Here is a 14,813-nt window from a genome sequence, read left to right as displayed (position 1 = left end):
CCTGACTTAAATCTAAAAAAAACCAGGTAGCAACGATTCATCGCTTAGTGTCTTAAGGTTATTCAATACCTCAACCGCAGTATGAGGACGATAAATAAAAACTTGACGCTGTTTTCTATCAATTAACCAACCAAGTTGCGTTCTATTATCAATATACTCTTGCATCTTGTCTTGCAAAATTCGCAAGTTATCACTCTCAGAACGCAATTCAATCACAAATTCAGGGCAAATCAGTGCAAATTTTTTTCGTAGTTCTAGTGGTATTGCTTCCCAGCGTGTAAGTTTTATCCACGCGGGATCGGGAGAACGCACCGCACCATTAGGTAAAGTAAACCCACCACTAGAACCAAGTCCCACACCTGTACCATCTTGTTTTGTCCACACCCACAACTGTCTAATTAAGTTAAAGTTGCGCTCATCAGTTTCGGAACCAGTAGGGGGCATAATCACTAATTCTTTGGCAGCATTGCGTTCGATGCGAAAATCACGGTTTAACTGACAAAATTCGTAAAATTGGTCGTCAGTTAGTGCGATGTCTTCGACAAGCCGCTTTGCGTCTACGCAGGTTGCATTTGCAAGACTATTGGTACAATTTCTGTAGCTACAGGTAAATTTGTGCTCATAGTTGCTCTTTGAATACTTCACCTATCTTCAAAATATCTCTTTATAAAAATTTTAGGGGTGATTTCTTAACCACCCCTTTATTCCCCTCATATTAGAATTTAATTCCAGCACCCTTTACGGGAAGTATATTTACTCTGAAATATTAACTAAACTCTCAACCTGAGCATTAGCTAAGGTTGGTGCTGTAAAAATACGCGAGTACAAACTTGATGGTTGCTGGTGAGCAACAACTGGTAGAACTTGGCGAGCATGAGTAGCTAATTCTACTGCCTTCACATCATAAGTCTGCATTGCCAACTTGGGATAAAACCCGATACCGATAATTGGAAGCAGCAGACAAGCGGTAATAAAAAGTTCACGAGGTTTAACATCAGATATCACAGCATCTAGATGTAACTCTTCACTTTGGTTGCCGTAGAAAACTTGGCGGAGCATCGATAGTAAATAAATCGGTGTCAGAATCACGCCAACCGCTGACAGCAGTACGACTACAACTTTGAAACTGGAACTGTAAACATCACTGGTGGCGATACCGAGAAATACCATCAATTCACCAACAAAGCCGCTCATTCCTGGTAAAGCCAGAGAAGCCATTGAACCAATGGTAAACAGAGCAAAGGTTTTGGGCATTACTTTAGCCATGCCGCCCATTTTATCCATCATTAAGGTGTGGGTGCGTTCGTAAGTCACCCCGGATAGGAAGAACAAGCTAGCAGCAATCAAGCCGTGGGAAACCATCTGTAGCACTGCACCGCTGATGCCAAGTTCTGTATAAGAAGCAATCCCAATTAGCACAAACCCCATGTGGGCAATTGAAGAGTATGCCAAGCGGCGTTTGAGATTGGTTTGAGCAAAGGCACAGCAAGCGCCATAGACTATATTCACTACACCCAAAATTGCTAACACTGGAGCAAAGTAAACATGGGCATTAGGCAGCATCTCAACATTGATGCGGATGAGACCATAACCGCCCATTTTTAACAATACACCAGCCAAAATCATTGAACCTGGTGCTGATGCTTCACCATGAGCATCAGGTAGCCAAGTGTGTAAGGGAAAAATCGGCAGTTTCACGCCGAAGGCAATCAAGAAACCTGCATAAACTAACAATTCAAAGGCTTTGGGATATTGCTTCATTCCCAGAGTTGCCATGTCGAAGGTGACAGTATCTCCAGAGAATGCCATTGCAAAACCTGCTACCAAGATAAATATTGATGCAGCGGCGGTGTAAAGAATGAACTTGGTTGCTGCATAGCGGCGGTTTTGTCCTCCCCAGATGGAAATCAGCAGGTAAACCGGCACTAACTCGATTTCCCACATTAGGAAGAACAACAGCATATCCTGGGCAACAAATACGCCAAGCTGGGCGCTGTACATCACCAGCATCAAGCCATAAAATAATCGCGGCTTGGTGGTAACTTTCCAAGCCGCGAAGATTGCGAGTGTGTTAATTAAGCCTGTTAGGAGTATTAGGGGCATCGACAAACCATCAACCCCTACCGCCCAATGCAAACCCAACTGCGGAACCCAAGGATAGTTTTCTACAAGTTGGAATGTTGAACTGTGGAAGTCGTATTTATACCAAAAGGTATAAATCATTAACGCAAAGTCGGCGATCGCTACTCCCAAACCGTACCACCGCACAGTTCTGCCCTCTTTATCTGGGATTAGGGGGATGGCTAAGGCAGCCACCAAGGGCAAGAATATTATGGCTGTTAGCCAGGGAAGTTCAATATCATTCATCACTGCTGACAATCGGTTTAGAATTTCGCTTTTGATTGCATTATATTAAGGAGTTTTTAGTTTTGTAAACGATATTTCTCCTTAGAAGATTAAAATTGGATGTAGATAGTAATAAATACTCATTGCTATCTCTTGGCAATCTATTCTAAATGTAAACTTTTGCTAAGTCAACAAAAAACGGTGACTAATGCCACCGCCTCAAGATATGACTGCTTTTTCAGATGCAGACAACTGCTAAATAAGACTTGAAACTACACTTTTAAACGATACGATTGACAATTGTCCATACTTCCCCATCTGAGCGAACATAAGGAACTGATATGGTTTTGAACCCGGTAATGAAAGGCTTGTAATATACCTGCCAATACATTGGACTTAGATAATCGGCGCAAGCTTTCAGAAGACGGATTTCTGTGGATAGTTCTCCCGCAAGTTGATTAACGCGTTGAGCATGAACCTGAGCTACTCTTTTGGCCTCATCTAATTGCTGCTGTTGAGTAAGTTGTTTTGATTCAATTTGGCAACATGCTAATTCAGCTTGTTTATGATGTAGCTGCACTTCCAACGCGGCGATCGCATCATCTATGCCTTTAAGTTCAGCAGATAATTGAGGATTTTCTCTAGCATGGCGACGGTACGCCTCAACTGTGGCTAGGGGTGAATCATTCTCGCCAGATATTGCATTATTAATATTGAGTGCTGCACGTTCTTGCTGGAGAACTTGAATTTGAAAGTTAAGTGCTGCTATTTCTGCCTGAATTTGCTGCATAATTCTTGTTTATCCTTCGTGAAAGCTGCTTGCACCTTGGGTATCTAGAGAAAGCGATCGCACAACAGCTGTAATTCCTGCTTCTTGCCAAGTGGTTAACATCGCCATTTCTACAGCCTGTGACTGTGTTGTATCTGCCAAAGCTAATAGTGTCGGCCCCGCACCGCTAATTACCATGCCATAAGCACCAGCAGCCACAGCTGCTATGTTGACAACATCGTAACCAGGAATCAAGGCTTTGCGATAAGGTTGATGTAACTTATCTTGCAAAGCCGTCCTTAACCATTCTGCCTTACCAGTTTCTAAGCCGCGCAATAACAACCCTAGATGCGCCGTATTGAAAATCGCATCTGCACGACTCACCTCAGTTGGTAGAACGCGCCGCGCTGTTGAAGTAGAAAGTTCAAAATCAGGAATAGCCAGCACAGGCACAATATCCCCATGCCAGGGAATCTCGCAGATTTCCCAACCTGTGCTGCTGGTTGCAGCCAGACGACATCCCCCCAACAAAGCTGGAACTACATTATCAGGATGTCCTTCCATTGCGATCGCTAATTCCATCACCTGCAATTGACTCAGAGGCGCACCCGCAAGTTGATTAGCACCAACCAATCCCCCAACAATTGCTGTCGCCGAACTACCTAAACCCCGCGCCAGCGGAACACCCAGCCGAATCTCCATTTTCACTGATGGCGGCGTTTGCTCTATATATTGATATAACTTCAAAAATGCTTGATAGAGAAGATTGCTCTCATCAGTTTGTACCCGTTCTGCTTCCGCACCTGTGACATGAATAGTTAACGCACCCTCTTGTAGGCGAGTGAACTTAAACTCGTTGTACAGCGTTAAAGCTGCACCGATGCAGTCAAAACCAGGCCCCAAATTAGCAGTTGTGGCAGGAACGGTAACAGTGACACTAGAAACAACAGACATCTGCAAATACTCACTAATTAATCAACCAGCATCTCATGTAAAGGGTTGATTTGGATGAGTTTTTGCTCGGTTTTGAGGATACTTTGATCACACCATCTTTTAATTTATAGAAACGCTCGGTAAGCTTAAAACTCAGTCCTTCGACAAGCTCAGAAATCATCCCTGGAGGGCTGAAATATAGGATATCATGTGATAAAATTCATTATAAATGTTTGACTGTTAAATTCACTGTTTTAGCGACTTTTCTTCGTAACTCTAATTAGAAAACGTAAAGCTTCATTTACTGCTTGAGCATTGGGAAACATTTCTACGACATCTGCTTCTAAATGAACTGTCAAACCTTTAGAGTTTTTACTATCATCCTCAAGTTTTACCATACCGTTACTTTCCAAAACTTGATATGACTGAGGTTTAGTTTCAGGTATAAGATTTTGGGAAGATAAATCATTTAGTTTGTTAGCAAGGGATTCCCAACTAGCTGCTTTCCGCTTAAAGTAATCCTTTGCTTCACGTAATGTTTTAAACTGTTGCTTTAGAATATCAACCGTATAAATATCCTTTTGATACATCTGGGTTTGTTTATTAAGGTCTTCCTCAACCATATCAACCACCTCATTAATAAGTCGGTCATGATTTTTGGAAAATTGAGCCGCAGCACCCAAAATACGGGAGGTGGCTTTGATCTGTACCTCAGTTTCCTGTTTAAGTCTATAGGCAATATTACGAATTTGCTCCCCTAACTTACCTTGACTTTGAGTTCCTATGGTTGATGCTGATTTTTTGCTCATAAAGATGCTTATTTACTCTGAAAGTATCTCTTTAATAGCAAGCCAGATGCGCTTAAACTTTTGTACCAGACCTACAGGATTACCTGTTGTTTCTTCTTCCACTGAATCCACCAGGAATTGAATTCGATCCATACGCTCTGCTACAACGTAGAGGTTATTTATTGCTTCATCTTTACTTGCAAGGGATTCGCGCAGTATAACAACCATCTCAGCAATTTCCCGTTTTAGCCTTTCGTTCTCAGCTTTACGACGAGTTTCCCATCCTTTAATACCAGCCTTGGAACGTCGCTCAAATCTAAGTTGTGTTTGTGCCTCATTATATAGAGTTAAATAGTTATCTCGCTCAGACTTTATTTCTTCATATTGGGCAAGTAATTCAGCCGCTCTGGCTTTTTCTTTATTGTAACGATGTAGAGCCTGCTGATAATTTTTTTGCTCATCAAGATATATTTGGTAATTGTGTACTGCACGTTCTCTTAACTCATTGACCTCAACTTGATAAATTTGCACATTTTGCTGAATTTGAGTTAGTTGGGATGCAGCTTCATGATTTTCTTTTGCACGTTGTTGCCATTCATCACGTTGAGCAATTAATTCAGTTGCTTTCGCTTTTGCTTCATTGTAACGATTTAGAGCCTGCTGATAATTTTCTTTTTCATCAACATAGATTAAATAATTGTGTGCTGCACGTTTTTCTAACTCGTTAACCTTAACTTTGTAAGTTTGGATATCTTGCTGAATTTGAGTCAGTTGAGATACTGCATCTTGATTTTCTTTTGCACGTTGTTGCCATTCATCACGTTGGGCAACTAATTCAGTTGCTCTCGTTTTTTCTCCGTTGTAGAGGCATAAAGCCTGCTGATAATTTTTTTGTTCATTAAGATATATCTGGTAATTGTGTGCCGCACGTTCTCTTAACTCATTAACCTCAACTTGGTAAGTTTGGATATCTTGCTGAACTTGAGTCAGTTGAGATGCTGCATCCTGATTTTCTTTTGCACATTGTTCCCATTGAAGCGCTTTGGCACGAGCATTTGTCCATAACTGTTTAAGCTCATGATAAGAAAGTGGTTCTTTCGCAGGTGGGTGAGGATTATTGACAGGGCGATTTTTGCGACGATCCTTGTCTGCGTCTCGCATAGCCATAATAAATGTTATAAATATTACTTTAATTCCTATGTTAATACAATCTTTTGATGTGTAAAAGCGATCACCTCACCATTAGGAGCGATCGCTTTTTTCCCTTAACTGTCTAAAAAGTTCCCAAAACGGACGTTCCCTCCGCCTCTGAGATTTGTGGAACTAAAGATCTATTGGCATAGATCTGGGGTTTTGTTTGTGAGACTATGGCATAAGACTGGCGAACACGAGCATTGACTGCAACAGTCTTGACGTCGTACATCTGCATAGCCATCTTGGGATAGAAACCAATACCAATAATCATCAGCAGAAAACAGGCAGCGATAAATACTTCACGCGGTCTAGCATCGTTGTAGACTGCCTCCTCTGGCACAAGGCAGTCTGTACCAAAACAAACTGTTCCCTCACCCTCTTGATTTTCTAAGCCTACATTATTAATGTCGCATACGAGCGCTGCACCCTTACCATAAAATACCTGTCGCAGCATGGAAAGGAGATAGATAGGTGTAATGATGACTCCAACTGCGGCGAGAAAAACCGTCACAGTGCAGAAAGCTGAACTGTAAACGTCACTGGTTGTCAAACCAACGAATACCGAAAGTTCGCCAGCAAAGCCGCTCATACCAGGAAGGGCTAAGGATGCCATCGCTCCGATTGTAAACAGGGCGAATACTTTGGGCATGGCTTGACCAATACCGCCCATATCTTTCATTATCATTGTGTGGGTGCGATCGTAAGTAACACCTGCCAAGAAGAACAGCACTGAGGCGATCAAACCATGCGAGATCATCTGCAACATCGCGCCGTTGATTCCTAAATCAGTGAAGGACGCAATCCCAAGCAGTACAAACCCCATGTGAGATATCGACGAATAAGCTAAACGCCGTTTCATGTTGGTCTGAGCAAAGGAGTTTAATGCACCATAAATAATATTGACAACACCCAGAATGGCTAGAACCGGCGCAAAGTAAATGTGTGCATCGGGTAGCAGTTCAAGATTTAGACGAATCAGTCCGTATCCTCCCATCTTCAATAACACACCAGCTAGAATCATTGACACAGGAGAGGATGCTTCGCCATGAGCATCAGGCAACCAGGTATGCATGGGGAAAACAGCAAGCTTGACGCCAAATGCAATCAACAATCCTGCATAAAGTAGCAGTTGTAGACCCAGGGGATATTCCTTCATGCCGAGTGCGGTTATATCAAATGTCATATTACCGCCGCCATATAGCCCCATTGCCAAGGCTGCCACCAAAATAAATATAGAAGCCGCTGCTGTATACAGCAAGAATTTTGTAGCTGCATAGCGACGTCTCTGCCCACCCCAAATGCAGACTAGTAGGTATACGGGAATTAGCTCTACTTCCCACATAATGAAAAATAGCAGCAAGTCTTTGGCGACGAATACCCCTATCTGTGCGGAATACAGCACAAGCATTAGGAAATAGAAGAGGCGGGGGCGGTGATCAACTTGCCATGCTGAAAAAATCGAGAGCGTGGTGACAAATCCTGCTAAAAGCACAAGCGGTACTGAAAGTCCATCGACCGATAATGACCAGTTCAGACCTAACTGAGGTATCCAAGCATAATTCTCCACGAGTTGAAAACTAGCACTGCTCGCATCGTAATACTTCCAAAAGGTGTAGCACATCAAGGCAAAGTCTGTAATACCTACACCCAGTGCATACCATCGCACGCGCTTGCCGTCTTTATCAGGCAGCACAGGAATCAGCAGCGAAGCAACGAGTGGCAGCAAAACGATCGCCGTAAGCCAAGGAAATCGATCCGCTATCATGTCAATAAGAAAAAATACTTATTTGTGAATGAAGTTATTCTACTAAACTTTGTAACAATTTCTTCATAAATATTTTCCCTAGGTATGCATAGATAGAATTCTGTTCTTTGATTTACTGACTTGGTGATGAACAGTCCAACACCTGTTATGAATCTAAATATTGAAGTTTTTCTTCTACGTCGTACACCCAATTCTTAAACAAGAAAATGTATTGAATGTGGTGTGTAACGTTATTGTTATGCTGTTTGAGTTCGCCTTAATCTTGTAGAGAAGCGTTTTTGCAGAGTAGGTAGTACTAAACAAAAATGCGATCGCTAGCGTTAATACCTGATTTGCATCAATGCAATTTTGATCTTATCTTTACAGAATTAAGAATACTAAATTACTTCACCACTAACGCACGGTAACAGCTTGTAATTGTTGTACATGAGCTTTAAAAACAAACCAGGTTGGTCTACCATTACCTTGCTGATCACAAGGAAGTGGCTTCTCAAATGTTACTTCCCAGTAATCTCTGAGGCGCTCACCATTACCGTTAGGACTCATTTCCTGGCTATTATTACTACTTAGAATAGACGAGACAAAAAATTTTTCACCTGATCTAACGGCGCACTTTTGATCTGCCTGTGTTATGTTACGTGCTTGTAGATACCAGCTTTCTTCCCGCTTGAAAGTCGTACCTCTAGCAGCCGTAACCCTTAAAATGCGTATTATAGGAGTAGTTTGAGAAGACACAGTATTGGGAATCATTACACCCAACACTCCACATGCCAAACTCAGACACAAAAGTAATTTCTTGGAATGCAACTTAGTGTTACCAATACTCATGTTAGATTCTCTTAGTATTAAGTATGACTTTCAGCCATAATTACACATTGTCACATGAATCTCGACTCTAAGTAAATCAGGCATCATGAATAGTTGCCGAATTGACGCCATCCGAGCTAAGCGTTTTTACTCTAGAAGCAATCTGCAAGGAATAAGAAACAGAGTTGCGATCGCGCTAAGCTGGATTAAAGTCGCAATTTATTGCACTATTTCGATATGAAAATCTCTGATTCTGTTAATTTTTAATTTTCACTGTTTGAGAACCCGGAATGCTAGACCAAATTTTTGATTACCTGCACTTTCATTTCAGCGTTGAAGCCTCTATAGTCCTGCTCATCCTGATATTTTTAGAGGCAGTACTATCCGCTGATAATGCGATCGCCCTCGCTGCGATCGCCCAAGGACTGGAGGACAAAAAACTTGAGCGTCAGGCACTCAACTTTGGTTTGGTCGTCGCATATATTCTGCGAATCTCCCTGATTCTAACTGCAACTTGGGTGCAAAAATTCTGGCAATTTGAATTTTTGGGAGCTGCATACTTGCTGTGGCTGGTATTCCAACACTTTAGCTCTCAAGAAACTGAGGACGATCATCATCACGGCCCCCGCTTCAACTCACTATGGCAAGCGATCCCCGTGATTGCATTTACAGATTTAGCATTTTCTTTGGATAGCGTGACAACTGCGATCGCTGTTTCTCAAGAAAGGTGGCTGGTATTGACAGGTGCAACAATCGGTATTATTACACTGAGATTTATGGCGGGATTATTTATCCGTTGGCTAGATGAATTTGAAAACCTAGAGGATGCAGGCTATGTAACTGTAGCTTTGGTAGGCCTGCGGCTGTTATTGAAAGTGGTGAATGATGCTTTAGTCCCACCAGAATGGTTTATGATTACCGCGATCGGACTCATCTTAGCCTGGGGATTTACGAAGCGTACTGTCATCGAATTGCCCCAAGAAGAACCTGAAAAAACTGAAGTATCGAAGTGAGAAGAGAGTGGGGGAGTCAATAGAATAAATTTTCTTGTCTCCTCTCCCTATCTCCTCTTATTGCTTCCTTCTCTTAACTACTCGTGCAACCAAGGGGTCAAGTGCGGTTGCCAACTGACTAATTCTTCATCTTTAAACCACAGAGCAATTTCTCGCTGTGCGGTTTCTTGAGCATCAGAACCGTGGATTAAGTTGCGACCAATATTAAGGCCAAAATCGCCCCGAATTGTTCCTGGTTCTGCTGTCAGGGGATTCGTCGCACCAATAATCTTTCTGGCAGAAGCAACGACGCCATCTCCTTCCCATACCATCGCTACGACTGGGCTAGAAGTGATAAATTCGACTAAACCACCAAAAAAAGGTCTTTCGCGGTGAACATCATAGTGCTGTTCAGCTAATTCCCGGCTGACTTTCAGAAACTTCAAGCCAACGAGGGTAAAGCCTTTAGTTTCAAAACGACGGATAATTTCACCCACTAATCCACGCTGTACACCGTCAGGCTTAATTGCTAAGAATGTGCGTTCCAAAGCTAACTCCCAAAACTTAATAAATTTTTTATCTAGTCAATTGTCAGGTATTTAACGCATTATTTTGTCAACAGTCCAAAGTCAAAAGATTTTTAACTCTTGACTATTGACTGTTGACTCCTGACTCTTGACCAATCAGAGTTTATCTCAGAAATTATCTTTAGGTGCATATCCGTTCGCAAATGAATGCGCTAAATTGTTAATTCGTGGGTGAAACACAGAGGTCAGGAAGAAATGGGTGTTGAGTCAACTGCTACATCTGACGAGGTGGTAAAAGTACCGTCCAATGGACACAAATCTGAAGTGAAAAATCACAAGCAAAAAAAGCTGTTACCACCTAGTACTACCACAGGAGATGTACCTCGCTTCTGGAAAATAGAGGATAGCGAAGCCCTGTACCGCATTGAAGGTTGGGGACAGCCTTATTTTTCGATTAACGCTGCTGGTCATGTCACTGTTTCCCCCAAAGGCGATCGCGGGGGTTCTCTGGACTTGTTTGAATTAGTCAATTCTTTGAAGCAGCGTAGTTTAGGACTTCCCATCTTGATTCGATTTTCCGATATTTTGGAAAATCGAATTGAGCGGTTGAACGCTTGTTTTGCTAAAGCGATCGCCCGCTACAACTACCCTGGCGTCTATCGTGGCGTGTTTCCCGTCAAGTGTAACCAAGAGCGGCACTTGATTGAAGATTTAGTAAAATTTGGCAAGCCACATCAATTTGGTCTAGAAGCTGGTTCTAAGCCAGAATTAATGATTGCTCTGGCTACCTTGGATACACCAGGAGCATTGCTAGTTTGCAATGGCTACAAAGACCAGGAATACATCGAAACGGCAATGTTAGCCCAAAGGCTAGGGCAAACACCGATTATCGTTTTAGAACAGATTGAAGAGGTCGATCTGGTAATTGCCGCTAACCGCCAATTAGGTATTAAGCCGATTTTGGGAGTTCGCGCTAAACTCAGTACCCAAGGCATGGGACGTTGGGGAACTTCTAGCGGCGATCGCGCTAAATTTGGTCTGACAATGCCTGAAGTAATGGAGGCGGTTGACAAGTTACGCGAAGCTGATTTGCTCGATTCTTTGCAGTTGATGCACTTCCACATTGGCTCACAAATCTCTGCCATTAATGTGATTAAAGATGCCATCCAAGAAGCTAGCCGCATCTACGTAGAATTGGCGATGCTGGGGGCAGATATGAAATACCTCGATGTTGGTGGTGGCTTGGGTGTAGATTACGACGGTTCCCAAACCAATTTTTACACCTCGAAAAATTACAACATGCAGAACTATGCCAACGATATTGTGGCAGAGTTAAAGGATACCTGTGCTGAGCGGCAAATTACCGTACCAACACTGATTAGCGAAAGTGGGCGAGCGATCGCCTCCCATCAGTCGGTATTAATTTTTGACGTTCTCAGTACCAGTGATGTCCCCCTGAATGCACCAGAACCACCGCAAGAGGGAGAATCCCCAATCATTAATTACCTTTGGGAAACCTACCAATCAATTAACATCGAGAATTACCAGGAGTTCTACCACGACGCTACTCAATTCAAAGAAGAAGCTATCAGCCGCTTCAATTTAGGAATTTTACGCCTCAAAGAACGAGCCAAAGCCGAGCGACTCTACTGGGCTTGTTGTCAAAAAATTCTTGACATCACTAGACAGCAAGAATACGTACCCGATGAATTGGAAGACCTAGAAAAAATCATGGCTTCCATATACTACGTTAATATGTCTGTGTTTCAATCAGCACCGGATTGCTGGGCGATCGACCAGTTATTTCCAATCCTGCCCATACACCGCCTAGATGAAGAACCAACGCGGCGGGGCATTTTAGCAGACCTGACCTGTGATAGTGATGGTAAAATCGACCGCTTTATTGACCTGCGTGATGTCAAATCGGTTTTAGAACTGCACCCCTATAAGCCCGGAGAACCCTATTATCTAGGAATGTTCTTGAATGGAGCTTATCAAGAAATCATGGGCAATTTACACAACCTTTTTGGTGATACCAACGCAGTTCATATCCAGTTGACCCCCAAAGGCTACCAGATTGAACACGTTGTCAAAGGTGACACCATGAGCGAAGTAGTGAGCTACGTGCAGTATGACTCCGAAGATATGGTGGAAAATATCCGCCAGCGTTGCGAGAAAGCTTTGGAAGAAAAACGCATTACTCTAGCGGAATCTCAGCGATTACTGCAAACCTACGAGCAGAGTCTACGACGATATACGTATCTAAATAGCTAATGGTCAAGAGTCAAAAAGTCAAGAGTCAAAAATTCAAAATATTTACTCTTGACCCTTGACTCTTAACTAATTTGTATTTGTCCCCAGTAATTCCGCGATCGCTTGTCGCTCAACTGGTGTCTGGGATGGTGGTGTCTGACGAGCATCGGTAATCAGCCAGTCTAAAGCAGCAGCTTGGACATCGATCGCAGCGCCAGTTTTATCTACGCAATAACGCCCAAACACTAACTTATCAACTAAGCGGACTCCTGGCCCCAGGCGTGACCATTCAAAAATAACGCTGTTTTCTACTGTTGCACCGCTGCATATCCAGCAATTGGGGCCAATCATGGCTGGGCCCACAATTTTAGCTCCGTCTTCTATTCTGGTCATACCACCGATATACACTGGGCCTGTGATATCCACTTTGTCCCAATTTACGGCAACATTTAAACCAGTGTAGATTCCAGGAGCGACTTCATGACCTGGAATTTGTACGTTTTTGATTTCGCGCAGTAGCACACCACGAATCGCTCGCCAGTAGTCTGGTACTTTACCAATATCTACCCATTCAAAGTCCATAGGGATGGCGTAAAATGGGGCTTTGATTTCCACTAGTTTGGGAAATAATTGGCTACCGATGTCGTACTCTATTCCAGAGGGAATGTAATTAAACACCTCTGGCTCAAAGATATAAATACCCGTATTGATGTTAGTACTCAGAGCTTCTTCGGTTGAAGGTTTTTCTTGGAAAGCTTTGACACGACTATCTTCATCGGTGACGACCACACCGTAACTAGACACTTCTTCTTGTGGGACAGATTTTGTAATGATAGTGGCGATTGAGCCTTTGGATTTATGCCACTTTACCGCCGCAGTCAAATCCAGATCAATCAAAGCATCGCCGCACAACACCACAAAGGTATCATCAAAAAATGGAGAGAAATCTTGGATGCGGCGCATCCCTCCAGCAGAACCGACTGCTTCACCCACCAGTTTACCGTCGTCATCAATTTTCCCTTCAAAAGAATAGGCAATCTGTACACCAAACCGCTGCCCATCACGAAAATAGTTTTCTATTTCTTCAGCCAAGTGACTAACATTGACCATAATTTGGTCAAAACCGTGTTGGCGTAACAGTTCTAGTAGAAATTCCATCACTGGCTTTTGCAGGATAGGAATCATCGGTTTGGGAGTTGTATAGGTAATCGGACGAACGCGAGTACCCTTGCCCGCCGCGAGAATCATCGCTTTCATAAAAGTTTATTCCTCAACCACAAGCCAGTTTACTTTCATCGAGTGATACTTAATCATCAGTTTTTATTTCTGCTCTAAGTTATCCCTAAACACAGGAATAACGGGAATTTGCTGGTTATTGCAACCATTCGATATGGCTAGATGACAAGCGATCAGTTATCTTTTCAATTTACCCGGATTTTGGGGCTGAAGCAAAAATCTGTAAATTATCTGTAGAGCTGCTTTTGACTTACTTAGTTCATCGGTCGCTCGAAGGACTTGTAGGTGTTAGCTGTATCTGCAAGTAAGCGAATTTTAATCTCATGGTAAAAATCCTCTTGAAATAGCTCTACTTTGGATTGAGCCGAAAGTAGTAGTAGTGCCCAAAAAACACTAACTAGGTGACTGTGTTTTGATTCATGGCCAGAACCATTGTGGTAGGACTGCTTTGTCTTTGACCACAACTCTACAAGTTGTTCTAGATTTAACCAATTTTGTTCTAAATGTAACTCTCTTGCTGAAAGAGATAACACCTGTTCTAGTTCCCCAGCTACTTCCGTCAGATTTTCTTGGTGAGCTAACTCTAGTGCTTCCCGCATCGTTTGGACACTAGGCTGACGTTTGGGTCGAACAGGTTTACTGGCTTTCTGTACAAGTTTTAGCTGGTTCGCCATGATCTGCAATTGCTCAATTAACTCTTGCAGAGTGACACGGCGTTTTGGTGGTGGCATTGCTGCTGGGCGACGACGTAATTGTCGTTCTAATGGCAGACGATGAGCCTTATCTAATATCCCGTCTTCACTTTCTAAGATTGCATCATCTGCTACACCTTCTTGGGCATCTGCTCCTGAAGACAATTGCATCAAGGTGTTTGCTTTGAATAAAACTAGCATTGATGCTGATAAAAAAGCCTGTCCAGATTGAGACAAGTCGGCTTCATAGCCCCTTTCTGTTGCTTCTGGTGCCATTAGTTCTAAATAATGGTCAATCACCTCGATTACTTGGACATCCCAGGGATCAATTTCTCCCCGTTCAGCTTGCTCAATCAGTAATGTAATTGTTTCTAATAGCTCGGAAGCATCCATCAACCAGTTCTAAGTTAAGTAATAAGATTCAAAGACGATAAATTCAACTGTAAATTTTTTGAGCGTGTGCTCATATATTCTGCACATTCGCTTGTGCTTGCTTCTATTAAGGGATTGC

The 14,813-nt window shown here is 42.7% G+C and carries 13 protein-coding genes; 2 read left to right on the top strand and 11 right to left on the bottom strand.

Translation table 11 applies throughout. The annotated features are described in order from the left end of the window. Nucleotides 1-12 precede the first annotated feature (12 nt). The 8 genes from HCR01_RS28320 to HCR01_RS28285 form a co-directional block, all read right to left on the bottom strand. Nucleotides 13-645 (bottom strand): Uma2 family endonuclease, encoded by a 633-nt coding sequence (locus HCR01_RS28320; protein WP_413773979.1) that lies wholly within the window; start codon nucleotides 643-645, stop codon nucleotides 13-15. A 108-nt stretch (nucleotides 646-753) separates the two neighbouring features. After that, nucleotides 754-2,367 (bottom strand): NAD(P)H-quinone oxidoreductase subunit 4, encoded by a 1,614-nt coding sequence (locus tag HCR01_RS28315; RefSeq protein WP_193199356.1) that lies wholly within the window; start codon nucleotides 2,365-2,367, stop codon nucleotides 754-756. A 259-nt stretch (nucleotides 2,368-2,626) separates the two neighbouring features. Next, nucleotides 2,627-3,136 carry a hypothetical protein gene (locus HCR01_RS28310; RefSeq protein ID WP_193199355.1) on the bottom strand — a complete coding sequence of 170 codons (510 nt, stop codon included), beginning with the start codon at nucleotides 3,134-3,136 and terminating at the stop codon, nucleotides 2,627-2,629. Between the two features lie 9 nt (nucleotides 3,137-3,145). After that, entirely contained in the window at nucleotides 3,146-4,069 is a 924-nt protein-coding gene (gene thrB, locus HCR01_RS28305) for a homoserine kinase (protein ID WP_193199354.1), read from the bottom strand. A gap of 233 nt (nucleotides 4,070-4,302) precedes the next feature. Beyond that, nucleotides 4,303-4,857: a hypothetical protein gene (locus tag HCR01_RS28300; protein ID WP_193199353.1), complete on the bottom strand. Its 555-nt coding sequence runs from the start codon at nucleotides 4,855-4,857 to the stop codon at nucleotides 4,303-4,305. 12 nt (nucleotides 4,858-4,869) lie between these two features. Continuing rightward, on the bottom strand, nucleotides 4,870-6,003 hold the full coding sequence (locus tag HCR01_RS39135) for a hypothetical protein (protein WP_226889686.1): 1,134 nt from the start codon (nucleotides 6,001-6,003) through the stop codon (nucleotides 4,870-4,872). A gap of 106 nt (nucleotides 6,004-6,109) precedes the next feature. Then, on the bottom strand, nucleotides 6,110-7,795 hold the full coding sequence (locus HCR01_RS28290; RefSeq protein WP_193199352.1) for an NAD(P)H-quinone oxidoreductase subunit 4: 1,686 nt from the start codon (nucleotides 7,793-7,795) through the stop codon (nucleotides 6,110-6,112). A 393-nt stretch (nucleotides 7,796-8,188) separates the two neighbouring features. Further along, nucleotides 8,189-8,623: a hypothetical protein gene (locus tag HCR01_RS28285; RefSeq protein WP_193199351.1), complete on the bottom strand. Its 435-nt coding sequence runs from the start codon at nucleotides 8,621-8,623 to the stop codon at nucleotides 8,189-8,191. A gap of 269 nt (nucleotides 8,624-8,892) precedes the next feature. Between HCR01_RS28285 and HCR01_RS28280 the strand changes: the two genes are divergently transcribed. Beyond that, nucleotides 8,893-9,615, top strand: a complete 723-nt coding sequence (locus HCR01_RS28280) for a TerC family protein (RefSeq protein ID WP_193199350.1) — start codon at nucleotides 8,893-8,895, stop codon at nucleotides 9,613-9,615. A gap of 77 nt (nucleotides 9,616-9,692) precedes the next feature. Here HCR01_RS28280 and ndk read toward each other — a convergent pair whose 3' ends face one another. Then, nucleotides 9,693-10,142: a nucleoside-diphosphate kinase gene (gene ndk / locus HCR01_RS28275; RefSeq protein ID WP_191758145.1), complete on the bottom strand. Its 450-nt coding sequence runs from the start codon at nucleotides 10,140-10,142 to the stop codon at nucleotides 9,693-9,695. Between the two features lie 234 nt (nucleotides 10,143-10,376). On the opposite strand from ndk, the gene speA reads away from it, so the two are divergent. Then, nucleotides 10,377-12,395 (top strand): biosynthetic arginine decarboxylase, encoded by a 2,019-nt coding sequence (gene speA / locus HCR01_RS28270; protein ID WP_193199349.1) that lies wholly within the window; start codon nucleotides 10,377-10,379, stop codon nucleotides 12,393-12,395. 66 nt (nucleotides 12,396-12,461) lie between these two features. Here the strand turns inward: speA and HCR01_RS28265 are convergent, their stop codons facing one another. Together HCR01_RS28265 and HCR01_RS28260 are read right to left on the bottom strand one after the other, a co-directional pair. After that, nucleotides 12,462-13,631 (bottom strand): sugar phosphate nucleotidyltransferase, encoded by a 1,170-nt coding sequence (locus HCR01_RS28265; RefSeq protein WP_193199348.1) that lies wholly within the window; start codon nucleotides 13,629-13,631, stop codon nucleotides 12,462-12,464. Nucleotides 13,632-13,864: 233 nt separating this feature from the next. Then, a complete protein-coding gene (locus HCR01_RS28260; RefSeq protein ID WP_193199347.1) occupies nucleotides 13,865-14,695 on the bottom strand; it encodes a segregation/condensation protein A in 831 nt (276 codons plus the stop codon). Nucleotides 14,696-14,813: the final 118 nt, after the last annotated feature.

It is taken from the genome of Nostoc sp. MG11 (genome assembly GCF_014904695.1).
Lineage (GTDB): Bacteria > Cyanobacteriota > Cyanobacteriia > Cyanobacteriales > Nostocaceae > Komarekiella.
This window is presented reverse-complemented; position numbering and strand designations above follow the sequence as displayed.